This is a genomic window from Mesocryomonas lacus, from assembly GCF_055730105.2.
This window is the reverse complement of the sequence record NZ_JBUZWF020000003.1, coordinates 937,100-962,096: the sequence shown is the minus strand read 5'-3', so window position 1 is coordinate 962,096 and position 24,997 is coordinate 937,100. Positions and strand designations below refer to the sequence as shown.

The following is a 24,997-nucleotide window of genomic DNA, read 5'->3' as shown; positions in this document are numbered from 1 at the left end:
TGCCATCGTCCGAAACCCTTGATGAGCTGTTGCGAATACGGCCGCGACATAGAGCTTGCGAGACTGGAACACAAGCACCTGACGCGTAACCGGGCCGCCTTGCGTGGGATGTGATCGAAGATGCGCACGGAGCGCGCCTGCAATCAACGGTAAGCGGCTTGGTTGAGCTCGACCAGAACCGAATTGCTCGGCCATGACGGCCGGCAGCCGCGCCACCGTACGGGCGGCGTCCACGCCTTCACGGCCGCCCTCCGAGGATCCGGCGATGCCGGACATCGTTGCGCCGCCGCCATACCGGAAGGTCCGCCGCCTTTACGATGTGACAAGCGCATCATTCGCTTCCCACGCGTCACAGCAGTCCAACAGAACCGACCGGCCAAATCTCCGCCCGCAGACGGCGAAGGGCGAACAGTAGCATAGCACCGATGATCAGCGGCGCGGCCGGAAGCGGGCCAACGTTCAGGGGTATCAACAGGAGTGGCAATGCGTAGACCATCGCCGGCCAAGGTGATCGCTCGAACCCACGATCCATTAGAAAAAGCGCACCGATGGTCAGCGGGATCAGATCGTAGAAGAAGGATTGCGGCGAGCCGAGAAGCGTTGCGGCGAACAGCACCGCGACCTTTCGGCTCCTCGTCGCCGGAGAACGCCAAACATACCAAGTCGCACCCGCAGCGGCGAGGAGGAATGGGACCTGGATCCACCATGCGGTCGACGCGCTGAAACCAAGCAGCCGCACCGCCATGAAGACCGACGGCATCATCCACTGGAAGGGTCCGCTCCCCTCGTTCATCATGGCCGTCTGCATCGGCAGCGCAAGATTTACGAAGTCGCGCCATGGCTGGAGACCGAAAGCCACAACAGTGAGGCCGCAGACCCCAAGCGCCGTCAGAGCCGTCGCGGCGACGGTCTGCCAGCGTCGTTCCGCGGCGAGCGCCACCGGAAGAAGGAGGCCGAGATGCGGCTTCACCACGAGGAGACCCAACAGAACGCCTGACAATAGCGGCCGTCGCTCGAGGAGAGCCATGCCGCCGATCAGCAGCGCTGCCGTGAAGAACCCATTCTGGCCAAGGATAAGATTTGCAGCGACGGCCGGAGACAGCGCCAACATCAGCGGGTGGATTTCGCGCCACTCCCGGACCGCGAGCATCATCGCTGCAAAGGATAGAAGCATGAAGAGCAGATAGCCCGCACCGTAGCCGACGAGGCCCAGCGGCGCGACCAAGAGCAGCATGGGCGGCGGGTAGGACCAGAAGTGCAGCGGCAGGGCCGGGTCGAACAGCGTTCGCAACTGCAGGAGAAACGCAGCTGGATCGAAGATATCGCCGATATCTCCGGCCAGGATGAGCTGGCCCGCCGTCCAGTAGTTGACGAAATCGCGCCCGAGCGCGTGCCTCATGACGTCGAGATGGCCGTCCCCGGTCGCGAAATAGGCGATCACCAGCGTCCAGCTGAGGACCATCGCCGCCCCAATGGGCAGATATGCAGAAATCGCACGCCGTTCTGATCCGACCACTTCCGGAATCGTCTCTCGGCCCCTCGCGCCGGCACCCCTGTCGACGGCGCTGGCGGACTCCACAGGCGAGCCGCATCGCTGGGGCGTCACGCCCTGACGGCCATCATCACGCGGCCGCTCGCTGTGGCACCAAGCGCTCGCTGGCGAGCGCGGCGCCGGCGCCCTCGACGCCGGCCTCGGCGTATTCGGCGTCCTCGTTGACGTTCCAGACGTCGTGCAGGCGGTGGCCGGCGAGGATGTTGCGGACCGTCAGCATGGCGGTCATCATCGCATGGTCCTGGTTGTTGTACTTGTGCATGCCGTTGCGGCCGACGAGATGGAGCGTCGGGTAACTTGCGTCGAAGTCGCGGCGAATGCTCGCCACGTGGTCGCGATAGGCATCGTCATAGACCGGATAGGCCTTCGGCTGGCGGACCACGCAGGCATCGACGACATCTTCCGGATCGATCAGACCGATGGCGCCGATCTCCCGCTTTGCCAACGCCACCAGCTCGTCGTCACTCGCATTCCAAAGGCCATCGCCTTGGAAGCAGAAGTATTCCAGGCCGAGGCAGGTCATGCCCTCGTCCGGCACCAGCTCCGGCGACCAGGACCGGAAATTCTGCACGCGGCCTACCTGCATGGCGGGATCGTGGATGTAGACCCAGTTGTCGGGGAAGGATTTTCCGGCCTTCGCGATCAGGGCGACGGTCAGGAAATCGCGGTACTGCAAGGACTTGGCATTGAACAGGCTGAGCGGCGCCGGGCGGATGGCACCGGCAAGCTCGCGGATCGCCGCCGAGGAGACGACGTGGCGCGCACGATAGGTCACGGTGGCTCCCGCGGTGTCGACAGCGGTCACCGTCCAGCGCCCGGAAGCCGCGTCCCAGCGCAGGCCCTCGACGGACTGCCCGAGATGGATGGTCCCGCCCTGCGCGCGGATCTTGGTCGCCGCGGCCTCCCACATCATGCCCGGCCCGCGGCGGGGATAGCGGAAGGATTCGATCAGCGTCTTGATCACCGCGCCCTTCTTCTGCCGACGACGGCGGGCGAAGGGAAGCGATCCGACCAGCGCGTTGCGAATGGCGGCGCCGAGGTCGAGGCCCTTGATCCGCTGCGAGGCCCAATCGGCCGAGATGTCGTCGCAGGACATGCCCCAGACCTTCTCGGTATAGGTCTTGAAGAAGATCGAAAACAGCCGCTCGCCGAACTGGTTGCGGACCCATTCGTGGAAGGTCTTCGGCTCGGCGATCGGCTTGGCGCGGGCCTTGGCATAGGAGGCGACGCAGGCAAGGCTCTCGCCGAGGCCGAGATTGCGCAGCGCCTCGAACGCCTTCAGCGGATAGCTGTAGAACTTGCCGCCATAATAGATCCGCGACAGCCGTGGCCGCTCGATGAAATCATCGGGCAGCATCTCGTTCCAGAGATCGACGACCTCTTGTGACTTGGAAAAGAAACGGTGGCCGCCGATGTCGAAGAGATAGCCCTTGTAGTCGACCGTACGGCTGATGCCCCCGACATAGACCGGATCGCGCTCGAGCACGACGACGTCCCGTCCGGCCTTTGTCAGCAGGTAGCCGGCGGTGAGGCCGGCAGGTCCGGCTCCAATAATCAGCGTCTCGGTTTCGACAAGCATGGGAGTCCCTGGACGCGTCGGTTGCAGCGCCGAACATGCCGGGAAAACCTTGCCGATACGGTTAAGGTCGCTGGGAAAAGCGGGATTCTCGTTAGCGCTGAGCGAAAGTGAATACGCGCTGGCCGAGGAAGGAAATACCGGCGACTCCGGCCGAACAGGTCAGGAGGATGAGAAGCGGCGGCACGGCGGGGGCGAGATGGCAGAGGAGGATGAAGCCGAGATAGTTGCCGCCCTGCGCGAGGAGCGCCACGCCGGCATAGCGCAAGGCCTCATCCAGACGGCGGCGTCCGCTCGCCCGAAAGGTGAAGCGGCGGTTCAATTGCCACGTGACCAACGTCGCCACAGAGATCGAAACCGCGCGCGCAGCGGCCAGCGCCATGCCGCCGGCGTCGAGCACCATGAAGACGGCCGCGTCCGCCAGGAGGCCGATAAGGCCGACCGCGAGGAAGATGCCGAAGCCGCGAACGGCCAGCCGGTCGCGGGCAGAAGCCAGCGCCTCAATCCCCTGCAGCGACATGCTTGGCCCCCTCCTCTTCCCGCTCCGCGGCTCAACCGCCGCATATCAGACGAGAAGGGTTACGACGGGGTCAAGGGCGGCCCTCCTTAACGCCTCGGAAGGCCGGTTCTGCGATGGTGGCCTTTTGCATGGGTGTCCCCGATGCCGCTGCCATCCCGCCCGAACGAAAAGGGCACAGCCGCGACCGCATCGGCAGAACCGAAGCCGGCCGGCCTGACGCTGCGCACGCCGGATCTCGCCAGCCAGCGCGCCCGTCTCCTCCTCGCTTTCCTCGTGGTCCTCGCCGGGGCGTTCTACTACGGGCGACAGACGCTGCTGACCGAGGCCTTCGTCGACACCGACGACGCCATGCGCATGGTCATCGTGCGCGATCTCCTCGGCGGGCAAGCCTGGTTCGACCACGACGTTTCGCGTCTGCAGCCGCCGTTCGGTCTGGAGATGCACTGGTCGCGCCTGGTCGACGGGGCGCTGGCGGGGCTGATCCGGCTGGCGACGCCGTTTGCCGGCATGCGCGCCGAGACGCTGGTTCGGACCCTCTGGCCGCTGTTCTGGCTGTTGCCGGCGTCGCTCTCGGCGTTTGCGATTGCCTTGCGGCTCGGCGGTCGGCTGGCTGTCTTGCCCTGCGCCGTGCTGCTTCTCCTGTCGCCGGCAGCTTTCGCGCAGTTCGTACCGGGCCGGATCGACCATCACGACCTGCAGATCGTCGCGGTTCTGGCGGCGCTTGCCGGCGCCGTCTGGCTGGAACGCTGGCGCCGCGGCGGATGGCTCGCCGGCATCGCCACAGGCCTTCTCGTGACCGTGGGCCTCGAGGGCCTGGTCCTCGCCGCCGTCATCGGCGTCGCGATCGCCCTGCGGCTCGCGGTCACCGGCACGGCGGCCGCCGGCGCTAAGCGCTACGCAGTCGGCCTCGGCGCTTCGGCGGCGCTGGGCTTTCTGGCGGAGACCGATCCGCAACGCTGGACGACGCCGGCCTGCGACGCGCTGGCGATCAACCTCTTGGCGGGACTGCTGGTCGCAGCCGCCGGCCTTGCGCTGACCGCCGACGCGGCGGCGCGCGGTCGCCTCGGCGGTCGCGGACGCCTGATCGCGATGGTCGCCACCGGCTTAGCTGCGGCCGCCGTCTATCTCGGCCTCGATGCCAGCTGCCTTCGCGGGCCGTTTGCGGATGTCGACGCCCGGCTCTACCCGATCTGGCTCGACCTCGTGAAGGAGGTCTCGCCGCTTTCGGTCATCTGGTCAAGCACGCCCGAGATGGCGATCGCCTTTGCCGCCGCGCCGCTGGCCGCACTTGGCATTGGCGCCTGGTGCCTCACCGCAGGACCGGGGCGGCGTAATGCCGCTTGGCTGACCGCCCTCGCAGTCCTCGCTCTCGCCGTTCTGCTGACGCTGTTGCAGGCGGTGAAGGGCAGCGCCTATGCCGCGTGGGTGGCGGCGCCTGTGGCGGGAGCAGCCGTGACTCTCCTGATGCGCCGCTGGCGGTCCCTTTTGCTGCCGACGCTGCTTGCGACCCTCGCTGTGTCACCGCTCCCAGCGCTGGTTGCCTACCGGGCGCTCGCGAAGCCTACGGCGGCAGTGGCCGACGTGGCAGCCTGCAACGATGAAAGTGCGTTCAGGACCTTGGCCATTTTGCCGCCCGGTCTCGTCCTCGCCGATGTCGACCTCGGTCCGATGATCCTCGCCTTCACGCCGCATTCGGTGCTGGCAGCGCCCTATCACCGGATGCCGGACGGCATCATCGCTGCGCATCAGATGCTGAACGCGCAACCGGACGACGCCCGGCCGCTCGTGCGCGCCCGCGGCATCGCCTATGTCGCCCTCTGCGGCGACGCGATCGCACCGCCTTATGATGCCGAGCCCGGCAATCTCTACGGAGAGCTTAAAGCTGGTCGCGCCGTGGATTGGCTGGAGACCGTTCCGGGGCCAGGTCCGCTGCGGGTCTTCCGCGTCCGACGTTAAGCGCGGCGCAAGAGGCTGGCCTCACCGACGGCAAGGCCACACCCTTCCAACCCACCGTCACGGCCGTCGCGAAGCGTCACCGCGCCGAGGCTGTCCCCTCCGCGGCTATTCTTCTTCGATGGTGTAGTCCGGGTTCTCGCAGAGGTCGTAGCTGCGGTCCTCGGTGTCAGTGCCGTCCTCGAAGACGGTCCGAACGTCGAAGACGCAGGTGTCCGCGCCGCGGATGGTGGCGGGCGCACTACCGCCCGGCGGGATCGGCGCCGTCACAAGGTTCTCTTCCCAGTTGTCCACATCGGGCGCCGACAGGTAAAATTCCGTCACCGGCGAGCTCGTCTCGTTGTCGAGCGTGAAGCCGATGTCGCGGGCGCAAGCCGCCGAGGCGTTGAAGACGAGAGGGAGAGCAAGGACTGCAAAGCGCTTCATGGTCGGGTCCAAAGGCGGGGTTGAGGAGATCGGCGAGCCGACCCTCCAGCCTTATCACGAATACGGCAACTTGCAGTGAGAACTTCGGTCAGGGCCAAGTTTGCGCGAGGGTCGCCGCCCTCGCTGGAGAGCGGCGTCCGCCAAGGAGAGAGGCCTTCGTTCCCGCTGCCAGCGGTCTGCTCAGCCCCAGCAGCGTCGCCGTTACCAGACGCGCAGGTGGGGCGACGGGTCGCCGCCAGCCTGTTTCCGACGCCGAGGCGACAATCCTGCCGATGGTCCGCAGGCGGCGAAGCGGAACTGTCAGCCCGATGGTCGCTTGTTTCAGTCACCAAGGAGACACGCCATGTCCGACATCAAGCCCGATCCGCTGCATCCTGCCCCGACCGGCGACGTCATCACCGACCATCTCGTCGAGGATGGCCTCCTGGAGGAGATCGCGGCCGTCGACGAGGAAACGATCGAGGCCGCCGAAGCGGAAGACGCCGCCGCGACCGAAAATTCCGGTTCGACGGAGCAGGACGACCTCAAGCGCCTGGAGCGCGACGAGTTGCAGCGCCGCGACCCCGCCGAGGACGACCTACCCGATCGCGCCTTCGACCGGATCACGCCAGGCGTCTGATCGCCCAAAGGACTTAGGTCCCGCCGGCCCGCAACAGGCGCCGGCGGACGACCGCCTCGGCCAAGTCGTGCACGGCAAACCCGTCGACACTTGCGCTAAGGCACAGCAGGGCAGCTTCCTTCTGGTCGGCGGGATGCCCCTGAACATCGGGACGCATTCGGCCGGGCTAAGTGGCACTAAGCCGGGCAGTCAGCGGCGCCGGTGCCGGACGACGCACTATCGAATCCGGCAATTTTAAAAGCCGACTATTTAAGGTATTAGCTAGCTAATTTCGTGCAAAGCCGGTGTTAATATTAGCTAGCTTCTTTCATTTATCGACCGCGTTAGAGTTTTATTCAAACCCATCTTCTACTCCATAAGTACAGCAGCGAAAGACCGGCGCATCCGGCAGTCGCCTGGCATGATGCCGATGTTGTAGGCGGCTTATCCGCCATGTCCCTCGATTCTCGCGTTCGGGACTACTTCACATGACTTCCATCAACTTCAATTCCGCCGCCACGACCGCCCTGCGCACGCTGCAGCAGACGAACTCGGCGCTCGAAACCTCGCAGAACCGCGTCTCGACCGGCCTGAAGATCGGCGAAGCCAAGGACAACGCCGCCTACTGGTCGATCTCGACCACGCTGAAGTCCGACAACAAGGCACTTGCGACCGTCAAGGACGCCTTGAACCTTGGAGCTTCCACTGTCGACACAGCCTATCAGGGCCTGAACAAGACCCTCGAGGTCCTTGACGCTATCAAAACCAAGCTCGTCGCTGCCTCGCAGGATGGCGTCGACAAGACGGCGATCGGCAATGAAATCGCTGAACTTCAGAAGCAGCTGACGACAATTGCGAAGTCCAGTTCGTTCTCGGGCGAGAATTGGCTGTCGATCGACACCACCGCCGGCACTGGCAAGTCCGCAGCATCAGTGGTTTCCGGATTTACCCGGACCACAACGGGCGTGTCGATTGATACGATTGCTGTCGACTTCGCAGGCATCGGCCTCTTCGATTCTTCGGCCACGGCAAACGGGATTCTCGATACCGTCCGCAGTGGCACTGCAACCGGCTTCGTGACGACAGGAACAGCTGGTGTCGGCGCAACATCTTCTGATTTCGGCACTGCTGACAGCCTCAGCTTTACTGTATCTGTTGGAACCGGCCCGGCAGTTCTCGTTACCGTTGATCGCGCAACTGTAATCGACGCGCTCGATCTGGCTCCGGCAGCTGGCGCCGATGTCAAAATCGAGACCGACGACGCTCTTGTCACCGTTCTCAACTCGGCCTTCAAAAAGGCCGGCGTCTCAGGCGTTACCGCTCAGGTTGAACTGAATGCCTCCGGCGCCGCCACTGGTAACATCACTTTTGTCGGCGACAAAGCTTTCAACGTGAGCAAGGCAACAAATGCAAGCACGGCTCTCGGCTTTACTACAGCTGCAGAAATTGGGCTGTCAGAAACATCTGCTACAGCTTCTGGCCCTAACCTTGTAACGATAACATCCTCGTCTGCGGCCAGCATGATTGCCGTCACCAGCACTACCACGAAGGCGCAGCTAAGCGCTTATGTCGACATCATCAGCAAAGCCGCTACGCTGGTCACGTCTGGTGCGGCCCAGCTTGGCGCCATCGCATCCCGGATCGATCTACAGAGCTCCTTCGTCGATACGCTGATGGACACCATCGACAAGGGCGTCTCCGGCCTCGTCGACGCCGACCTGTCTGAAGAGTCCACCCGCCTGCAGGCGCTGCAGACCAAGCAGCAGCTGGGCATCCAGGCGCTGTCGATCGCCAACACCTCGACGCAGAACATCCTGTCGCTGTTCCGCAGCTAATCTTCGGTTCACACCTCGATCAGCGCACCCCTCGTCCGCACGGACGGGGGGTGTTTTCGTTTGAGGCCACAGCTCTTGGCGTCGGCGCCGTACGCCGCGACATGGATCGCCTCGCGCAAGCCCCGCATGCGAGGCGTGCCGCATCTGTCAGGAGATTTCCATGGTTTCGCACGATACTTTCGTCACCACCCGCTTCCGCACGCTCGGCTATGCCGGCGCCGCGCTGTTCACGGTCTGCCCGCCGGCGTTCTTCTATGAGTGCTATCTCATTTTCTACACGACGGCCGTCGAGGAGAACCCGACGATCGGCCTGTTCGCTGCGGCCGCTTTGCTGCTGTCGTTTGCCAGCGTGCCGATGATGCTGGTCGGCCGCCGCCGCCGCTATTCCGGCGCCGCCTCGCTCGCCGCCATTGAGCCCGGCGTGCTCTGATCCGGACTGCCGGACCGGCGGCCGGTGGCGGCGATGCCATCGGCCACTGTGCGGCGTTCGATCCCCCGGAATATCTGTTCCGATCGCGGGCGGGATGCTGTAGCGAGGTCGCCAACGCGACGTCGCGGGCAAGTCGCCCGCCATCACCCTCCGGAGGCGTGCCTGATGGCCGAGAAGACCCTCTACATCGTCCAGCAGTTCGAGATGATGGGCAAGAAGCTCGTCGCCGGACGGGTGATGGAGTTCAAGACGGCCGACGAGGCCATTGCCCGCGCCGATCGCGATGCCAGCCGGATGGCCGGCGTCGTGGCGCTGGCCCAGACCATTGACCTCGACACCGACGAGGTGGTCGAGACGCCGGAGATTCTTGCCCGGCACGGCACCCTCCCGCAGGAGTTCCGGGAAGAATGAGCCGTCGCATGATGTTCGTGCTGGCGGTCTCCGCGCTGGCAGGCCTCGGCATCGCCTTCATGCTGGGCGAGCGCCATGCCGCCGAGCCGGTCGGCGCGGCGCAGACGCCAGTTGGCGATCCCGCCGCAAACCCGGCGGACGACATGGCAAACGCGATCCGGAAGGCGATCGAGGGCGGGAAGTAAATCCCGCTAAAGCTTTTGCCGCGGGAAATGCTGCGTCAACCATCGCTGGCAGCGCAACGCAGCATGGCGGAACCAAAAACGCTCGGCATGGTTCCGGCAGCATTCCAATGGAGTGCATCCGCATGCGTACCCCCGCCGCCCTTTTCGCCTTCTCGCTGTTGATGACCACCGGCGCCCTCGCCGTCGCGCCCGAGGCGCCCCCGGCCAATGCCGCGAAGCTCTCCGACATCGTCGCCAAGGTGGAGACCCGTCCGGAGTTCTCGTTCATCGATCAGGTCAGCTATTCCGGCGGCGTTTATCAGATCGTCTTCTATATGAAGGACGGCGCCGAGGTGCGGATGGAATACGACGTGCGAACCGGCAACCCGATCGTGCCGAAGGTCGCAACCTCGACCGCGCCAGCCCAGTAAAGCGCATCGGCGTTTACTGAAGGTTCTGATCAGCCGTCCCGCTCACGCGGGACGGCTGTTGTTTTTGAGGAAGTCGGCGAGGAGCAGGTCTCACTCTACCGACCGTCCTTATCTGCCAGAACGTGGTCAGGCAGGCTTGGTCGGCTCGCTCGGGGCTTCCGCGCCCTCGTCGAGATCGTCGTCCTCGCCGAAGGGATAGCCCTTGATGATGTCCTCGACGTCATCGGTGATCTCGTCGAGGAACTCGATTGCGCCCTCTTCGTCGTCGGCGCCCTGGGTGACCAGCATAGCCAGCTGGATCTTGAGGACGTCGGCGACCTCGGTCAGTTCGAGACCCTGGAACAGCGTCGAGATCTTCTCGGAAATCGCGTCCTTGTCCGCTTCACTCAGCATCTCTCTACTCCTTGCTAGCTTTGCGGGCGGCAGAAAGGCGACACGGGACCTGGATGATCACCGTGGCACCTACCCCTTCGCGCCTACCCGCCGTGGTCGATCCGCTATCCCTGCCATGCCCCGCTTTGACCGTCGAGACGTGAACGTGATGACGCTGCTTTATCTGTCGTTTGTGAACATGCTGTGCTTCGCCGCCTTCGGCTTGGACAAGGCGTCGGCCAGAGCGGGCCGGCGCCGTATCTCCGAACGCACACTGCTTCTCCTCGCCCTCGCCGGAGGCAGCGGCGGAGCGCTTCTGGCCAGCAGCGTCTTTCGCCACAAGACACAGAAACAACCGTTCCGAAACCGGCTTCTCGGGATCGCCGGCCTTCAAGTCCTCGTATTTCTGCTTTTCGTTACGGGCGTCCTGCCGGCGTGATGATCGCAAAACATCGGCTTTCGCCGGGAACCAAATCGAGGATGACGGGATTCGCAAATGACCCACAAAGAAAAGGAGGCTTACATGACAGCGACGGAAACGCTCGGCGCCTACGAGGCAGGCTTGATCACCGAGGCGGGAGCCACCGAACAAGCGCTCGTGGATAAGCTTGATCAGCTTTACGTGCAGGCTGAAGGCCGACCCCGTAATGCAGCAAACGCTTCAAGCGCGTCCCGCAACATCGATCATCGCGCCGGTTATCGCTAAAATCAGCGTGGGCGGCCCCTGTGCGGGATGCGTCGTCTCACACCCCGCAGCGATTTCAAGACCGGCATCGCCCGACAGGTCGCCAACCGCCGATCAAGTCAGCGTTGCACACCAGACGGCGGCGTAGTGTATCGCCGCCGCGACGAGAACGAACCCATGCCAAATCGCGTTCTGAAAGCGTAGATTTTCCCAAAGGTGAAAGATCACGCCGAGCGAGTAGACGAGACCACCGGCAACGATCAACCAGATGACAGTCGGCGAGAGCCGGCCGATCAGGCTGTTGTAGGTCGCGACGCCGCTCCAGCCCATCCCGAGATACAGCGCGATCGAAAGCCGGTCATATTGTCCGGGACGCAGGAGTTTCAGACCGACGCCGGCGATGGCGATGGCCCAGACCCCCGACAGCATCCACCAGGTGCTCATCTTCACCATGAAGGGCGTATAGGTTCCGGCGATCAGCAGGTAGATCGCCGAGTGATCGATCCGCCTCAGCCACCATTTGGTCTTCGACACCGGCCAGATGTTGTAGACCGCCGAGGCGCTGATCGAGATCATGAGCGTCGAGAGATAGAGCGCGACCGCTGCGGCATAGGCGGGATCGCCTGCGTTTACCAGAAACGCCGCGAAGACCACCGTCCCTACGGCGGCCAGGATCAGTCCGACCACGTGGACGACGCCATCTGCCCAAAGCTCTCCGGCCGAATATCGCCACGTCACTTCGCCGAGGTGGCGGCTCTCCTGCTGCATGCGCTGATCGCTCCCGTCTGGAACCAATGGGCCGCCGCCCGCCACCTCTTTCCCATGCCCGTCGGCACAGGCGCTCGTTAGAAGATCAGCTTGAACACACCCATCACGACCAGCAAGCCGATGATGAAGATGATGGCGACGACGATTCCGAGAAATTTCAGCACAGGATTCTCCTTGTTTCCAGTGAAGCCAACCTCATCACCACGTAGGCGACGAGAATCGGCTCTCGCAGTCGGAGGTAACATTCCGATCCGCCATCCAGAAATGACCGACGTCTCTCGGCGTTCCGGTCGGCGGCACAACGGTTTGTCTGCCGTCTGCCAACACGCTGTCACGTACGAAACCGGACGTTCGAGCACTCGCAAAGATTGGTGGGCAACTGCCGCCGATCGAAATCGTTAAGGCTTCCGGAACGCCAGCGTTCCGAACAACGGCGCAAATGCCTCGGCGGCCCATTGGCCGAAACTCTTCCGGAAAGCGAATTATGACCGAAAAGGAATCCCCTGCCGTACTGGCCGGCCATCAGTATTTTCGCGAGACACCGATGCGCGCCGAAAAAGGCTCGGCCATGTCGATGATCGCGGCGGACGCCGACAAGACGCGCGCGAAGAACGATCGGCTGAAGGCTGCCCGGATCGCCCGCGATGAAGCCGAGCAACTGGCCGCTGAGGCCGTCGTAGCGGTGCCTGTCAAACGCAAGCGGAAGACCGCAGCCGCCGCCGAGGCATCCCCCGCGAACTGACCGCGGTGCCATTAGCAGCAGCGGCCATGCAGTCTGCTGTCCAATTGGGATATCATTCTAAATGTGCGTATTCCCAATGCGGCGGCTTCCACCGTACGGTCGGTGGTCGGCTTCGGAAGCCCCATCCGATCGCATTTCGGCTCAACTAGGATCCGAAAACCACACGCCAGACATCCAAAAGACGTCCCGATAGCTTAATTTTTTGCGTCATGGAAAGGCGGGTAAAGCGGTTTTATAACCGCAAAAGGCGCTATTCTTCGTCACGACGGGTTTAAGGCGGCATTTCTCGGTGAGGATGGGGTTGAATTATGGCGATCATTTCCGCATGGTCCCCTCGCTTGGACAGGTGTCCGAGATAAATAGGATAGGTAGTTATGGCCCAGACTGGCACAGTGAAGTTCTTCAACGCGGACAAGGGCTTCGGCTTCATCACCCCCGACAACGGCGGCGCAGACGTTTTCGTCCACATCTCGGACGTCGAGCGCTCCGGCATGTCGTCCTTGTCCGACAACCAGAAGGTTTCCTTCGAATCCCAGCCCGATCCGCGCGGCAAGGGCCCGAAGGCTATCAATCTTCAGCAGGTCTGAGCCTAGCTTCAGCACACAGCAAAACGGGCCTCGCTTCGGCGGGGCCTTTTTTTGTCTGCCGTTTCGCGCTCGATCGGACTGAGCCGTGAAGATCGCCACCTTCAACATCAACAACGTCAACCGCCGACTGCCGAACCTCGTGGCCTGGCTGGGCGAGGCAGAGCCTGACATCGTCTGCCTGCAGGAACTGAAGGCGGTGCAGAAGGACTTCCCGCAAGACGCGCTGCGCGACCTCGGCTACCACGCGGTCTGGAACGGGCAGAAGCAATGGAACGGCGTCGCCCTTCTCGTGCGTGGCGCGGAACCTGTGCTCACCCGCAACGTCCTGCCGGGCGACGACGCCGACCGGGAGAGCCGCTACATCGAAGCCGCCTGCCGCGGGCTGATCGTAGCCTCGCTCTATCTGCCGAACGGAAATCCCCAGCCCGGCCCGAAGTTCGAGGCAAAGCTCGCCTGGTTCGAGCGGTTGATCGACCACGCCGCAAGCCTGGTCGAGACCGGCCTGCCGGTCGTCCTGGCCGGCGATTTCAATGTCGTCCCGACAGATTTCGACATCTACAAGACGACATCGCTGGCGACCAACGCGCTGGTGCAGCCCGAGAGCCGATCCGCCTATCAACGTCTCCTGTCGCAGGGATGGACCGACGCGCTAAGGACCCAACACCCGGATCTGCCGCTCTACACGTTCTGGGACTACCAGCGCGGGCGATGGGGACGCGATGCCGGCATGCGGCTCGACCACATCCTGTTGAGCCCCTCGCTGAAGAACCAGCTCGAAGGCGCCGGCGTCGATCGCGCCGTTCGGGGACTGGAAGGCGCCAGCGATCATGCTCCGGCCTGGGTGACGCTCGGCTGATCGTTTCTAGCGGTTCAGCATCCATTGCCGCGCCGAGGAGCGGACAGGAATGCTTCCCAGCCAGCAGGCAAAAAAAAGCCCACCGACCGAAGTCAGCGGGCTGAGTCTATGCAAAGGATCTGGGAGGAAACGTTTGCAAAGCAATAAAAGCCCTTTGCAGTGCACACGGCCATCCCCTTTCGCGCATAGCTGCCATGCATCTCGGCAAGATGGCCGCAAACCTATGTTCTGCAACAGATTTCGTGATGCTGTTTCTAGCGAACTGGCGCTTTGGAACCTTTGAACCAAGCCGCGCTTGATTCGCATCCTCTCTCGTTTGAAGGAAAGCGCATGTCCGACATCCAGCCCAACATCATCGACCCCACTGGCCCGACGCCCGATTCGAACCCCGACGGCGATCCGCGTCCGGATGATATCCGCGAGCCCAATGAGGATTCGCCGCCCATCGAACCGGATCCCGAGGAAAGCGGGCAAGACCTGCCGAACATCCGCCATGCGTCGCAGCAGTGAGGCGGGCTTGCATCCATGCTGAGCATGGCGCGTTAGTGGGTGAACCATCACAGGAGAATTTCCATGGCTGACGTCACTGCGATCAAAGAACATATGGAAGTCATCGGTGCCGATGGCGCGCATGTCGGCAAGGTCGACCGCGTCGTCGGCGAGCGCATCAAGCTCACCAAGCAGGACAGCGGCGAAGGCGCCCACAAGGGCCATCACCACTTCATCTCGATCGGCCTCGTCGCCGACGTCGAGGGCAACCAGGTTCGCCTGTCGGCCAATGGCGACGTCGCCGTGACGTTCGAGGAAGAAGAAAGCGGCCAGCCGATTTAACCGCGTCTGGCGTCATCGACGAATTCGGTGTCGCCAAGAGAATTTTACGCTGCGAAAGGCCCACTTCGGTGGGCCTTTTTTGTTCGTGCAGGAGGGTTTGGCGCTGCGGCCTTCCGGCGGATAACTCGGTACCGCGGGATTTCCTGGCTATCTCTTTCGTTCGGAGTGCGTAGATTGCCGCCGTTGCGACCTGTCGCCAGCCATCAGTGAGCATGAACGCCATGAAGCGCGACGCATCGTCCATTGCTTTCCTCGCGAGCGAGACCGAGCCGGCACAGGACGCCGCCCGTGAACTCATCTCGATCTACGGAAACGTCCCGCCCGAGAAGGCCGACATCGTTGTCGCGCTGGGCGGCGATGGCTTCATGCTTCAGACCTTGCACGGCTTCATGGGCACGAACGTCCCGATCTACGGGATGAACCAAGGCACGGTCGGCTTCCTGATGAATGAATTCCGGGCGGAGGGCCTACGTGAGCGGCTGACGGCTGCGACCGAGAACAAGATCCGGCCACTCGAGATGATGGCCGTCGACAGCGATGGCGTCGAGCACACCGCGCTCGCGATCAACGAGGTCTCGATCTTCCGCCAATCCTACCAGGCCGCCCGTCTGAAGATCGTCATCGACGGGCAGGTCCGGATGGAGGAGTTGATCTGCGACGGCGTGATGGTAGCGACGCCGACCGGGTCGACCGCCTACAATCTCTCGGCCCAAGGCCCGATCATTCCGCTGGATGCGCCCTTGCTGGCGCTGACGCCCGTCAGCGCGTTCCGCCCCCGCCGGTGGCGCGGTGCCCTCCTGCCGAATCACCAGACCGTGGTCATCGAGACGCTGGAACCGGAGAAGCGTCCGGTGAACGCAGTAGCCGATCATACCGAGGTGAAGTCGGTGGTGCAGGTGACGATCCGAATCTCGCGCCACGCCCGCAGCCTGATCCTCTTCGACCAGGACCATTCCGGCGATGAGCGAATTCTGGCGGAGCAGTTTCGCTACTGATCAGCCTGCACGCCGCGCCCGACGGTGCGTCAGGCCGCCAGCATCCGCTCGGCCTGATAGCGCGCATGGTGGCGGCTGCTCTCGCCTTCGAGCCTGTGCAGCAAGGTCGTCAGGGCCGCGAACCCGGCGGCGTCCTGGCGCGCCTCGTGGATAGCGCAGAGCCGCGCCATCACCTCGGCGGTCACGCTCCCCACATCCGGGGAGGCATGACGCGCAATCGCCTGCTTCCAGACCTGGATCGCCGTCCGCAACAAGGGTGCTGCCGCCTGAACGAGCCCACAGCTTGTCACCAGCGCGGCAAAGGCTGCCTCGCGGCCATCGACGACGATGGCCCTGACACGCCGCTCGGTCAAGCCCGACAGCGAGACCAGCGCGGCGGCGAAGAGATCGATGTTTCCCGCGCAGACGATGCGGATGAGGAAGGCGGTGGTCAGTTGCCCAGACAGCCGGAGATGCTCGACGAGGGCGGGCAATTCTGCCGGCGGCACGGAGAGGGCGAGCGAGGCGGTCGCCCTCTCGCAAGCTTCCGACACTAGCACCTGCGCGCGCGCGTCGCCGAGCGTCCGGCGCACCATGGTGGAGCCGGCCAATGCCTGGCCAAGGTGCAGGATCAGCGTCTGACGCACATCGACGGGCGTATCGCGCCGCTGCAGCTGCAAGGTGCGCACCTCGGCATCGGCGCCGTGCCGCTCGGCAATCCGGCGGTGGCTGACGCCGGCAACCATGGCACCGGTATTGGCGAGAAGCGTCGCGCAGGCGCTGCGGCCGCCGATCTCGGCGATGGCCGCGGCTAGGCGGACGGAGACTGCGGCACGGCCGGCGATCGCCGTCTGCAGCCGCTTGCCGCCGGCGGCAGCCAGATCGATCAGGTCGAGATCGGTCAGCACGGGCGAAAGGCTGGCGACGAGGCAGCCGATTTCCTCGTTGTCCGCGCCGAGCGCGCGTATGATGGTCGCCGGTGCGTTGTCGGATGCGGCAAGCGCCTCAGCCAGCGCGAGCCGGACTTTCGGCGAGGGATCCTCGAGGACGAGTGTCATCGCGGCCACCGTGGCCGGGCGATCGGCGGCTGCGACCTCGCCCTCCGCCACAGCCCGGCCGAGCATCGCCACCCCTTCCGCGCGCTCGCGGGTGGTGGCGGTTTCGCACCATTTGACGAAACGCTGCACGATCATGTGGCAAGGGCCCTGGACGGTTCTCGATCTGTCGGGGCCACTCTGACGGTCAATGGTTTAGGATTCGTTCACCATCTCCCTTATCACCGGATTCACCATGTGGCCGCGACCAGAGCGCCGGCCGAGGCAAGGACGCTTATAGGTCGCTCGCATCCGGCCGCTTCGGACGCGGCATCTGGAACACCGGGCCGGCGCCGGCATAGTCGAGGTAGCCGAGCCGGCTGAGAGGCTGCGCGAGCGCGGTATCGATCATCCCGTCGACGAGGATCGATGGGTCGATGTGGATGCCAACTACCTCGCCGATCACCATGACGTTCTCCGATGGCTGACCATCGAGGCCCTTCGGCCAGAACCATTCGGTGACCTTGCACTCCAGCGCGGCGGGGCTTTCCGCAACGCGCGGCGCCGCAACGATCTTGCAGGCCGCCTCGGTGAGGCCCGCGATCGCGAACTCGCTGACGCCACGGGGCGCCGGCGCCGAGCTCCGCACCAAGGCTGCTGCCAAGGTCGTCGTCGCGAGGTTGGCGACGAATTCGCCGCTCTCGATCGCAAAAGCGGCGCTGTCCTTCATGCCGGCGGACGAAAACATCACGAGTTTCGGCCCGTCGGAGACGGCGTTGAAGAAGCTGTAGGGCGCGAGGTTGACGGCGCCGTCCTTCGAGCGGGTCGAGATCCAGCCGATCGGTCTCGGCGAGACGATCGCCTTGAAAGGGTCGTGCGGCAGGCCGTGCTGGTTGGTGTCGGTGCGGTAGAACATGGCTCAGATCCCTGCCGGCGCGACGGCCTCGGTGACGATATCGGCGAGCGCCGGCCGCGGACGGTCGACAGGTGGCGTCGTGGGGGTTCCAATGTGGATGAAGCCGACGGTCTTTTCCGCCGGCGAGATGCCGAGGATAGCCTTCGCCGCATCGTCATAGGCGACCCATTCGCTCACCCAGTTGGCAGCAAAACCCATCGAATGCGCGGCATGAACGAGATTCATCGCGGCGGCCCCGGCCGACAGCACCTGTTCCCACTCCGGTATCTTGACGTGGGGCTGGGCGGTCGAGACCACGCCAACGACCAGCGGCGAGCGGCTGAAGCGGCTTTCCTCCATGGCCCGGCGCGCGTCGCTGAGCGGCCCATCGCGCGTTTCGGCAAGGTCCGCCAGAGCCTTCCCGATCTTCACCGCGACCTCGCCGCGGTAGAGGATGAACCGCCAAGGCGCGAGCTTGCCATGATCAGGCACGCGCGCGGCAATGGTCAGCATCGCCTCGACCTCGCCGGCGTCCGGCGCCGGAAGGCCGAGGGCGGGGATCGGGATGGAGCGGCGCGATTCGAGGTAGCGTGTGGTCTCGGTCATGACAATGTCCCCTGTTCTGCGGCCTGAGCTAGCTCTCGCCAGCTGGAATGCAAAGCCTTTCCCCGCAAATCCTCTCGCTCAGCGAAGGAGATGCAGCGTTCAGCGGAACCACGCCTTGAATTCGGCCATGATCTGCCGTTCAAACAGTCATCATGTTGCGTCATTCCCCCCGCCTCATCCCCTTGCGACCGGCAGCTTGCGCACTGCTTGGCCTTGCCGTTCTGGCGAGCGCGCCGGCACTGGCGCAGGAAAGCAATGGCGGCGGCGGCGGCTTTCTCGGCAACGGCCTGAAGGGGATCTTCGGCGGAGGCAGCGGCGGCGACAGGCCAAGCGGCGCCTACGTCTCGCCCGACAGCATTCCAACCGGTGACGCTCTGCCCCGCACCGGTGCCCGTGCGCTCGAGAAACTCAACCCGATCGCCCTCCCCGATCTCGCCCCGAACCTTGCCAATCCGCGCATCGACCTCCCCGGCTTGCCGGCCTACGCGCCGCGCCAGCTTCCCTCGCTCGACCTCTTGCGCAGCCGCAAGACGCTGGTGCTGGAGGCAAAGCTTGCGGCCGATGGTGCCCCCATCCCGAACGGCCTGATCTGGCGCCTGTTCTCGCCGATCCCCGCGATCGACGGCAAGCTGCCGCTGGTCGCCTCGGCACATGGCGGCACGGCAAGCTTCGAGGTGCCGTCGGGCGCCTATCTGCTGCATGTCGGCTTCGGCCGCGCCGGCATCACCAAGCGGGTGGATTTCGGCGGCGAACAGACCCGGGAGGTGGTGGTGCTCGAAGCCGGGGGCCTGAAGCTGAACGCTGTCGCCGCCGACGACGTGCCGATCCCGCCGGAATCGCTGACCTTCGACATCTACAGCGATGCGCCCGAAGAGCGCGACCGGCAGCTGGTGGCCGAGGACATCGCCCCCCGCAAGGTCGTCCAGCTGAATGCCGGCACCTATCATGTCGTCTCCAATTTCGGCTCGGTCAACGCCGTGGTGAAGGCCGACGTCAAGGTGGAGCCGGGCAAGATCACCGACGTGACGCTGCAGCAGCGCGCGGCGCAGCTGACCATGAAGCTGGTGCGCGAGAAGGGTGGCGAGGCGATCGCCGACACCGCCTGGTCGATCTCGAACGGCTCGGGCGACGTGATCCGCGAGAGCGTCGGCGCCTTTCCGTCGATGGTGCTGGCCGAGGGCGCCTACACGATCGTCGCCAAGAACAAGGATCGCTCCTATCAGCGCGACTTCACCGTCGAGGCCGGCGTCAACACGGACGTCGAAGTGCTGACCTCGGACGTCATGACGGCGCCGGACAACAGCCAGGGCTCCGGCGACTGAGCTGATCGCCCAGTGGGAAGCCGGCGGAGCGCGTCGTGTGTGTTGCTCAGGCCTTGAGCAGCGGCGCGAGGACCGGCGTCGCGACACCCGCCAGCGAAAACACTGCGTCGCGCAGCCGCTCGGTCAGAAGCCGGCGGTCGGAAATCCGCGACAATTCCTCAAAATCCAGGACGTTCCCGACGCTGACCCGGATGGCCCGACCATATTGCCGCCGAAACTCACCGATCAGGAGGCCGATGCGCAGCGTCAGCGACAGACGGCTGGCGAGATGGAACAGCGGCCCGTTTTGGCCCTCGAAATGGATCGGCAGCACCGCGGCGCGTCCGGTCTGGATCAGCCGGGCGGTAAACTGCTTCCAGGGCAGGTCGTCGGCCGCGCCGAACATGGTCGGTGCTGTCGCGACGCCGCCGGCGGGAAAGACGATGATCGTCGTGCCCTCGGTCAGGAGCCGCGTCGCTTCCTTGCGGGTTTCCATGTTCATCGCCAGCGCCGCCTTGGTCTCCTCGAAGGAGACCGGCAGGCCGTAGGCCGACATTTCCGGGATCTTCATCAGGTCGTTGTTGATGAGGATGCGGAAGGTTCGTCCGAGGCGCTCGGCGAGCGCCAGAATGGCCACGCCATCGCCGATGCCAAAAGGATGATTCGCCACCATCACCAGACGCGCCGGCAGCGCCTCACCAGCTGGCAGAAAACCGCCGATGTCGAGGCGGATCCGCATCAGGTCGAGCATGGCGTTGAAGGCGTCCTTGCGGCCGGCCGCGAGGTCCTGGCGCCAGACGCCATAGAGGCGTGCGAGCTTGCGCTTGCCGGACAGCTGCTCAATCGACCGGATGGCCCAGCGGCGAAACAGCCGGTCGTCCGGCCGGGCATAGGTCAGTTCCGCATAACGCTTTGTCATCGCCCATCCCCGTGGAGATGTCCGGCTATATCAGCCCGGAGGTGACAGGGATATGACGCCGGCGAACGCGCGTCATGGACCCGGCCGCGCGGCCGGGTCCACTGCGTTTCAGGCTGCTGCGCTGCGGGCCAGGCGTTCCTCACGGCTGCGCTTGAGGTCGGGCGCGACTGCCTCGGCGACGAGGTTCTCCACGGTCTCGGCCAGCGTCGCCGACTGCTGGTCGCGCGAGCCGAGACGCCGGATGTTGACCGTCTTCTCCTCCGCCTCGCGCTTGCCGCAGACGAGCATGACCGGGACCTTGGCGAGGCTGTGCTCGCGGACCTTGTAGTTGATCTTCTCGTTGCGGACGTCGAGTTTCACCCGCAGGCCTGCCTCGCGCAGCTGCTGCACGACGTCCTCGGCGTAACCATCGGCTTCCGAGGTGATCGTCGCCACTACGATCTGCACGGGCGCCAGCCAGAGCGGCAGGTGGCCGGCGAAGTTCTCGAGCAGGATGCCGAGGAAGCGCTCCATCGAGCCGCAGATCGCCCGGTGGATCATCACCGGCACGGTCTTGTTGGAATCGGCGTCGATGTAGAAGGCGCCGAAACGCTCCGGCAGGTTGAAGTCGACCTGCGTCGTGCCGCACTGCCACTCGCGGCCGATCGCGTCCTTCAGCGTGTACTCGAACTTCGGGCCGTAGAAGGCGCCCTCGCCCGGATTGATGCCGGTGGTGATGCGCCCGCCCGACTGCTGCTCGATCTCCTCGAGCACGCGCATCATCACGGTCTCTGCCGTGTCCCAGAGGTCGTCCGATCCAACCCGCTTCTCCGGCCGGGTCGACAGCTTGATCATCACGTCCTCGAAGCCGAAGTCGCGGTAGACCGAGAGGATGAGGTCGTTGATGGCCAGGCACTCGGCCGCCATCTGCGCCTCGGTGCAGAAGATGTGGGCATCGTCCTGGGTGAAGCCGCGCACGCGCATCAGCCCGTGCATTGCGCCGGACGGCTCATAGCGATGCACTGCGCCGAACTCCGACAGGCGGATCGGCAGGTCGCGGTACGACTTCAGGCCGTACTTGAAGATCTGCACATGGCCCGGGCAGTTCATTGGCTTCAGGGCGAAGACGCGCTCGTCCTCGGTGTCGTCGCCGGCCGAGGTCGCCGCGAACATGTTCTCGCGGTACCAGCCCCAGTGGCCGGAGATCTCCCAGAGCGACTTATCGAGCAGCTGCGGGGCGTTGACCTCCTGATAGGCACCGACGAGGCGGCGGCGCATGTAGGCCACGAGCTCCTGGAAGATCGACCAGCCGTTCGGATGCCAGAAGACGACGCCGGGCCCCTCCTCCTGGAAATGGAAGAGATCCATTTCCCGGCCGAGCCGACGGTGGTCGCGCTTCTCCGCCTCTTCGAGCATGTGCAGGTAGTTCTGCATCTGCTCGGCGGTCGCCCAGGCCGTGCCGTAGATGCGCGACAGCATCGGATTGTTGGAATCGCCGCGCCAATAGGCGCCGGCCACCCGCATCAGCTTGAAGTTCTCGCCGATCTGGCCGGTCGAGGCCATGTGCGGCCCGCGGCAGAGATCGAACCAGTCGCCCTGGCTGTAGATCTTGAGGTCCTGCTCCTCGCCGATCGCGTCGATCAGCTCGAGCTTGTAGGTCTCGCCCTTGGCGGCGAACACTTCACGTGCCCTCGCCCGTGACCAGACGTCCTTCTTGAACGGCGCGTTGCGGCGGATGATCTCCGCCATCTTCTTCTCGATCACCGGCAGGTCATCGGGGGTGAACGGCACTTCCTTGGCGAAATCGTAGTAGAAACCATTCTCGATGACCGGGCCGATGGTCACCTGAGTCCCCGGCCAGATCTCCTGCACCGCCTCGGCCATGACATGCGCCGCATCGTGGCGAATTAGCTCGAGCGCGCGCGGGTCGTCGCGGGTGACGATCTCGATCTTGCCGCTGGCGCCGACGGAATCGGCGAGGTCGCGTAGCTCGCCCTCGAAGGCGTAGGCCACGGACTTCTTCAGCAGCGACTTGGAAATCCCGCCGGCGATCTCGGCGCCGGTCGTCTCGGCCGTGAACTGGCGAATGGAGCCATCGGGAAAAATGACGTCGATCATCTCTGTTCCTTTCCGCTCACCCCCGCATACCACGCGGGAAAGCCCTGAAGATCGATTGAACTGGACCGGCCTTCAGCCGGAAGTGGCGTCATAGCATCCGCCCACGCCCATACAAGCGCAGCGGCGAAAATTGCGCTGGCGCTATACCGCTTGGTCCTATCGACCCTCGATCCTATCAGAAGCTGAATTGCCTACGGCTTTGGCGGCGGAACCGGATCGATCCCCGCCCCACCGAAAGGTCCGCAACGGGCGACGCGCCGCGCCGTCAGCCAACTGCCTGCGAAGAGCCCGTGCCGGGCCACTGCCTCGTAGGCATATTCCGAACAGGTCGGCAGGTGCCGGCAATTTCCGCCGACGAAGCCGGATAGGGTCAACTGATAGAAGCGGACGAGCCCCGTCCCGAGAAGCCTTGCGGGCGTCCGCGGCCAAGGGCCGGTGTAATTGCGCGACGAGAACTGGCGCCGCGGCGCCAGCGTTTTTCCTTTGCCGATCTCAGGCGCGTCGTCGCACATCAGGCGGAGACTGGGTCACTTGTCGCGGCTTTCGCAGCGATCTGGTCGAGCGCATCGACCACGGCGTCGAAAGTCAACAGCGTCGAGGCATGCCGTGCCTTGTAGTCGCGAACTGGCTCCAGATACTTCAGATCCTCGAAGCGACCGGTCGGCGGCGTGCCGTTTTCCTTCAGCATCCGCTGCATCTCGAGACGAACGGCGCGTAGCTCGTCGGGCGTCGCGCCGAGAATGCTGTTCGCCATGATCGCGGACGAGGCCTGACCCAGTGCGCAAGCCTTCACCACGTGGCCGAATTCGCTGACCACGCCCCCGTCGAGCTTCAGATCGACGATCACCGTCGAGCCGCAGAGCCTCGAATGCGCGGTGGCCGATGCGTCGGGCGCCTCCAGCCGGCCGATCCGGCTGATATTGCCGGCGTAGTCGAGGATACGGGAATTGTAGATATCGTCGAGCACGGCTTCGTCCTGCAGATGATGGGCGGTGCGGTCTACAAGGCGAGGCCGCTCTGGCTATATAGGAGCGGGACCACGGTCCCGAAAGACAAGGGCCGGCTTTCGTCCCGAGGCGGATGTGAAAGCATAATGCAGGAAGCCGGTTCACGAAGACCGCCCTTCGATGTAGGGAATGGCGCGGCACGCAGCATGCTGCACCCCGTTTGGAACGCCTTGTAGCGAGTATGTGATGGACGCCATCGTCAGGAAGATCGCCGAGGGGCATGCGGAAAAGCGGCACGGCCGTCCGAGCCGCGAGGAAGCGCAGGCCGCGGTCTCCACCTTGATCCGTTGGGCGGGTGACGATCCGAGCCGCGAGGGCCTGATCGAGACGCCCGCGCGCGTGGTGAAATCCTATGAGGAACTTTTCGGCGGATATGCCCAGGACGCGACCGACATTCTCGGCCGCACCTTCGGTGAGGTCGCCGGCTATGACGACGTGGTGCTGGTCCGCGACATCGATTTCCACTCGCACTGCGAACACCACATGGTGCCGATCATCGGCAAGGCGCATGTCGCCTACCTCCCGGCCGGCCGCGTTCTCGGCCTTTCCAAAATCGCCCGCGTCGTCGATATCTTTGCCCGCCGCCTGCAGACGCAGGAGACGATGACCGCGCAGATCGCCTCGACGATCGAGGACGTGCTGAAGCCGCGCGGCGTTGCCGTGATGATCGAAGCCGAGCACATGTGCATGTCGATGCGCGGCATCAAGACGAAGGGCTCGACGACGCTCACGACCAGCTTCTTCGGCGTCTTTGCCGATGACGGCACCGAGCGCGTCCGCTTCCTCGACATGATCAGACACCGCTGATGGCGGACTTTCATCCGCCCTTCGACAAAGCCGCCGACCAGGAGGAAGGCGACGTCCTGGCGCCGCGGTTCGACGCGGCGGGGCTGGTGACGGCCGTCGTCACCGACGCGACCTCCGGCACGCTGTTGATGGTGGCGCACATGGACCGGCAGGCGCTCGATCGCACGATATCGACCGGCATCGCGCATTATTTCAGTCGGTCCCGCCAGAGCCTTTGGAAGAAGGGCGAAACCTCGGGCGCCCTCCAGACGGTTCGGGAGATCAGGGTCGACTGCGACCAGGATGCAATCTGGCTGAAGGTCGACGTCTCCAAGCCGGAAGAAACCTGCCACACGCACCGCGACACCTGCTTCTACCGCCGCGTGGATGGTCCCGATGCCAAGCTTACGCTCGTGACGGATCCGTCGACCTGAAACATCGGCACTGAAACTCGTCCTGATCAGCGATCAGATCGGGTTTGGTATCAGAGAGTTGAAGCACTTTCCCGTCCCCGAGAACGGGCGCTCTCCCCCGCACCACTGCAATTCAGGCCTTTAAAAAGCGGCAAAGCTTTTGCGCTAAGCTGGTTCGATGTCGCTGACACGGCGATCTCCCTCGGGGCGTTCTCGAGACAGGGAACA

The 24,997-nt window shown here is 64.4% G+C and carries 33 protein-coding genes; 18 read left to right on the top strand and 15 right to left on the bottom strand.

The window, feature by feature from the left end; translation table 11 throughout:
• The 4 genes from ACZLZQ_RS14240 to ACZLZQ_RS14225 all read right to left on the bottom strand — a co-directional run.
• On the bottom strand, nt 1-276 hold a 276-nt coding region (locus ACZLZQ_RS14240; protein WP_472949898.1), incomplete at its 3' end, for a hypothetical protein.
• Nucleotides 277-349: 73 nt separating this feature from the next.
• On the bottom strand, nt 350-1,462 hold the full coding sequence (locus tag ACZLZQ_RS14235) for a glycosyltransferase family 87 protein (RefSeq protein ID WP_472949897.1): 1,113 nt from the start codon (nt 1,460-1,462) through the stop codon (nt 350-352).
• A gap of 160 nt (nt 1,463-1,622) precedes the next feature.
• On the bottom strand, nt 1,623-3,131 hold the full coding sequence (locus ACZLZQ_RS14230) for an NAD(P)/FAD-dependent oxidoreductase (RefSeq protein WP_472949896.1): 1,509 nt from the start codon (nt 3,129-3,131) through the stop codon (nt 1,623-1,625).
• Nucleotides 3,132-3,222: 91 nt separating this feature from the next.
• Complete coding sequence (locus tag ACZLZQ_RS14225) at nt 3,223-3,648, bottom strand: GtrA family protein (RefSeq protein ID WP_472949895.1); 426 nt, start codon at nt 3,646-3,648, stop codon at nt 3,223-3,225.
• A gap of 141 nt (nt 3,649-3,789) precedes the next feature.
• Between ACZLZQ_RS14225 and ACZLZQ_RS14220 the strand changes: the two genes are divergently transcribed.
• Entirely contained in the window at nt 3,790-5,604 is a 1,815-nt protein-coding gene (locus tag ACZLZQ_RS14220; protein WP_472949894.1) for a hypothetical protein, read from the top strand.
• A 105-nt stretch (nt 5,605-5,709) separates the two neighbouring features.
• Here ACZLZQ_RS14220 and ACZLZQ_RS14215 read toward each other — a convergent pair whose 3' ends face one another.
• Complete coding sequence (locus ACZLZQ_RS14215; protein ID WP_472949893.1) at nt 5,710-6,027, bottom strand: hypothetical protein; 318 nt, start codon at nt 6,025-6,027, stop codon at nt 5,710-5,712.
• A 343-nt stretch (nt 6,028-6,370) separates the two neighbouring features.
• Here ACZLZQ_RS14215 and ACZLZQ_RS14210 point away from each other — a divergent pair, with 343 nt between their 5' ends.
• From ACZLZQ_RS14210 to ACZLZQ_RS14185, 6 genes are all read left to right on the top strand, one after another.
• The gene (locus ACZLZQ_RS14210; RefSeq protein ID WP_472949892.1) at nt 6,371-6,646 is read left to right on the top strand and encodes a hypothetical protein; all 276 of its coding nucleotides are present in this window, start codon (nt 6,371-6,373) and stop codon (nt 6,644-6,646) included.
• Between the two features lie 467 nt (nt 6,647-7,113).
• Nucleotides 7,114-8,460 (top strand): flagellin N-terminal helical domain-containing protein, encoded by a 1,347-nt coding sequence (locus tag ACZLZQ_RS14205; RefSeq protein WP_472949891.1) that lies wholly within the window; start codon nt 7,114-7,116, stop codon nt 8,458-8,460.
• A 160-nt stretch (nt 8,461-8,620) separates the two neighbouring features.
• Nucleotides 8,621-8,890: a hypothetical protein gene (locus ACZLZQ_RS14200; protein ID WP_472935125.1), complete on the top strand. Its 270-nt coding sequence runs from the start codon at nt 8,621-8,623 to the stop codon at nt 8,888-8,890.
• Between the two features lie 165 nt (nt 8,891-9,055).
• Nucleotides 9,056-9,301, top strand: coding sequence for a hypothetical protein (locus ACZLZQ_RS14195; protein WP_472935124.1), 246 nt, complete (start codon nt 9,056-9,058; stop codon nt 9,299-9,301).
• Entirely contained in the window at nt 9,298-9,486 is a 189-nt protein-coding gene (locus ACZLZQ_RS14190) for a hypothetical protein (protein WP_472949890.1), read from the top strand. The genes ACZLZQ_RS14195 and ACZLZQ_RS14190 overlap by 4 nt, the downstream gene beginning before the upstream one ends.
• Nucleotides 9,487-9,608: 122 nt before the next feature.
• On the top strand, nt 9,609-9,896 hold the full coding sequence (locus tag ACZLZQ_RS14185; RefSeq protein ID WP_472935122.1) for a PepSY domain-containing protein: 288 nt from the start codon (nt 9,609-9,611) through the stop codon (nt 9,894-9,896).
• A gap of 126 nt (nt 9,897-10,022) precedes the next feature.
• Here the strand turns inward: ACZLZQ_RS14185 and ACZLZQ_RS14180 are convergent, their stop codons facing one another.
• A complete protein-coding gene (locus ACZLZQ_RS14180) occupies nt 10,023-10,289 on the bottom strand; it encodes a hypothetical protein (protein WP_472937505.1) in 267 nt (88 codons plus the stop codon).
• Nucleotides 10,290-10,437: 148 nt separating this feature from the next.
• On the opposite strand from ACZLZQ_RS14180, the gene ACZLZQ_RS14175 reads away from it, so the two are divergent.
• Both ACZLZQ_RS14175 and ACZLZQ_RS14170 read left to right on the top strand, forming a co-directional pair.
• The gene (locus tag ACZLZQ_RS14175) at nt 10,438-10,707 is read left to right on the top strand and encodes a DUF1294 domain-containing protein (RefSeq protein ID WP_472949889.1); all 270 of its coding nucleotides are present in this window, start codon (nt 10,438-10,440) and stop codon (nt 10,705-10,707) included.
• 57 nt (nt 10,708-10,764) lie between these two features.
• Entirely contained in the window at nt 10,765-10,974 is a 210-nt protein-coding gene (locus ACZLZQ_RS14170) for a hypothetical protein (RefSeq protein ID WP_472949888.1), read from the top strand.
• Nucleotides 10,975-11,067: 93 nt separating this feature from the next.
• Here ACZLZQ_RS14170 and trhA read toward each other — a convergent pair whose 3' ends face one another.
• Both trhA and ACZLZQ_RS14160 read right to left on the bottom strand, forming a co-directional pair.
• Nucleotides 11,068-11,721 carry a PAQR family membrane homeostasis protein TrhA gene (gene trhA, locus ACZLZQ_RS14165; RefSeq protein WP_472949932.1) on the bottom strand — a complete coding sequence of 218 codons (654 nt, stop codon included), beginning with the start codon at nt 11,719-11,721 and terminating at the stop codon, nt 11,068-11,070.
• A 77-nt stretch (nt 11,722-11,798) separates the two neighbouring features.
• Nucleotides 11,799-11,966: a small membrane protein YohP gene (locus ACZLZQ_RS14160; RefSeq protein WP_472935117.1), complete on the bottom strand. Its 168-nt coding sequence runs from the start codon at nt 11,964-11,966 to the stop codon at nt 11,799-11,801.
• 239 nt (nt 11,967-12,205) lie between these two features.
• Here ACZLZQ_RS14160 and ACZLZQ_RS14155 point away from each other — a divergent pair, with 239 nt between their 5' ends.
• From ACZLZQ_RS14155 to ACZLZQ_RS14130, 6 genes are all read left to right on the top strand, one after another.
• A complete protein-coding gene (locus ACZLZQ_RS14155; RefSeq protein ID WP_472935116.1) occupies nt 12,206-12,463 on the top strand; it encodes a hypothetical protein in 258 nt (85 codons plus the stop codon).
• Between the two features lie 374 nt (nt 12,464-12,837).
• Nucleotides 12,838-13,050 carry a cold-shock protein gene (locus ACZLZQ_RS14150; protein ID WP_472935115.1) on the top strand — a complete coding sequence of 71 codons (213 nt, stop codon included), beginning with the start codon at nt 12,838-12,840 and terminating at the stop codon, nt 13,048-13,050.
• 85 nt (nt 13,051-13,135) lie between these two features.
• Nucleotides 13,136-13,906, top strand: coding sequence for an exodeoxyribonuclease III (gene xth / locus ACZLZQ_RS14145; protein ID WP_472949887.1), 771 nt, complete (start codon nt 13,136-13,138; stop codon nt 13,904-13,906).
• Nucleotides 13,907-14,236: 330 nt separating this feature from the next.
• The gene (locus ACZLZQ_RS14140) at nt 14,237-14,416 is read left to right on the top strand and encodes a hypothetical protein (protein ID WP_472949886.1); all 180 of its coding nucleotides are present in this window, start codon (nt 14,237-14,239) and stop codon (nt 14,414-14,416) included.
• 63 nt (nt 14,417-14,479) lie between these two features.
• Nucleotides 14,480-14,737, top strand: coding sequence for a DUF2171 domain-containing protein (locus tag ACZLZQ_RS14135; RefSeq protein ID WP_472949885.1), 258 nt, complete (start codon nt 14,480-14,482; stop codon nt 14,735-14,737).
• Nucleotides 14,738-14,958: 221 nt separating this feature from the next.
• Nucleotides 14,959-15,732, top strand: coding sequence for an NAD kinase (locus ACZLZQ_RS14130; RefSeq protein WP_472935111.1), 774 nt, complete (start codon nt 14,959-14,961; stop codon nt 15,730-15,732).
• 29 nt (nt 15,733-15,761) lie between these two features.
• Here ACZLZQ_RS14130 and ACZLZQ_RS14125 read toward each other — a convergent pair whose 3' ends face one another.
• The 3 genes from ACZLZQ_RS14125 to ACZLZQ_RS14115 all read right to left on the bottom strand — a co-directional run bounded on the left by ACZLZQ_RS14125 (nt 15,762) and on the right by ACZLZQ_RS14115 (nt 18,246).
• The gene (locus tag ACZLZQ_RS14125) at nt 15,762-16,904 is read right to left on the bottom strand and encodes a DUF2336 domain-containing protein (protein WP_472949884.1); all 1,143 of its coding nucleotides are present in this window, start codon (nt 16,902-16,904) and stop codon (nt 15,762-15,764) included.
• Between the two features lie 136 nt (nt 16,905-17,040).
• On the bottom strand, nt 17,041-17,661 hold the full coding sequence (locus ACZLZQ_RS14120) for a flavin reductase family protein (protein ID WP_472949883.1): 621 nt from the start codon (nt 17,659-17,661) through the stop codon (nt 17,041-17,043).
• 3 nt (nt 17,662-17,664) lie between these two features.
• Complete coding sequence (locus ACZLZQ_RS14115; RefSeq protein ID WP_472949882.1) at nt 17,665-18,246, bottom strand: nitroreductase family protein; 582 nt, start codon at nt 18,244-18,246, stop codon at nt 17,665-17,667.
• A 152-nt stretch (nt 18,247-18,398) separates the two neighbouring features.
• Here ACZLZQ_RS14115 and ACZLZQ_RS14110 point away from each other — a divergent pair, with 152 nt between their 5' ends.
• Nucleotides 18,399-19,568, top strand: coding sequence for an RgsD C-terminal domain-containing protein (locus ACZLZQ_RS14110; RefSeq protein ID WP_472949881.1), 1,170 nt, complete (start codon nt 18,399-18,401; stop codon nt 19,566-19,568).
• A 46-nt stretch (nt 19,569-19,614) separates the two neighbouring features.
• Here ACZLZQ_RS14110 and ACZLZQ_RS14105 read toward each other — a convergent pair whose 3' ends face one another.
• The 4 genes from ACZLZQ_RS14105 to ACZLZQ_RS14090 all read right to left on the bottom strand — a co-directional run bounded on the left by ACZLZQ_RS14105 (nt 19,615) and on the right by ACZLZQ_RS14090 (nt 23,530).
• Entirely contained in the window at nt 19,615-20,466 is an 852-nt protein-coding gene (locus ACZLZQ_RS14105) for a lysophospholipid acyltransferase family protein (RefSeq protein WP_472949880.1), read from the bottom strand.
• Nucleotides 20,467-20,574: 108 nt separating this feature from the next.
• The gene (gene thrS, locus ACZLZQ_RS14100) at nt 20,575-22,563 is read right to left on the bottom strand and encodes a threonine--tRNA ligase (RefSeq protein WP_472949879.1); all 1,989 of its coding nucleotides are present in this window, start codon (nt 22,561-22,563) and stop codon (nt 20,575-20,577) included.
• Between the two features lie 191 nt (nt 22,564-22,754).
• Nucleotides 22,755-23,075, bottom strand: coding sequence for a membrane protein insertion efficiency factor YidD (gene yidD / locus ACZLZQ_RS14095; RefSeq protein WP_472949878.1), 321 nt, complete (start codon nt 23,073-23,075; stop codon nt 22,755-22,757).
• The gene (locus ACZLZQ_RS14090; protein ID WP_472949877.1) at nt 23,075-23,530 is read right to left on the bottom strand and encodes an iron-sulfur cluster assembly scaffold protein; all 456 of its coding nucleotides are present in this window, start codon (nt 23,528-23,530) and stop codon (nt 23,075-23,077) included. The genes yidD and ACZLZQ_RS14090 overlap by 1 nt, the downstream gene beginning before the upstream one ends.
• 226 nt (nt 23,531-23,756) lie before the next feature.
• Here ACZLZQ_RS14090 and folE point away from each other — a divergent pair, with 226 nt between their 5' ends.
• Both folE and hisI read left to right on the top strand, forming a co-directional pair.
• Nucleotides 23,757-24,377 (top strand): GTP cyclohydrolase I FolE, encoded by a 621-nt coding sequence (folE, locus tag ACZLZQ_RS14085; protein ID WP_472935102.1) that lies wholly within the window; start codon nt 23,757-23,759, stop codon nt 24,375-24,377.
• Nucleotides 24,377-24,790: a phosphoribosyl-AMP cyclohydrolase gene (gene hisI / locus ACZLZQ_RS14080; protein WP_472949876.1), complete on the top strand. Its 414-nt coding sequence runs from the start codon at nt 24,377-24,379 to the stop codon at nt 24,788-24,790. Before folE ends, hisI begins: the two co-directional genes overlap by 1 nt.
• Nucleotides 24,791-24,997: the final 207 nt, after the last annotated feature.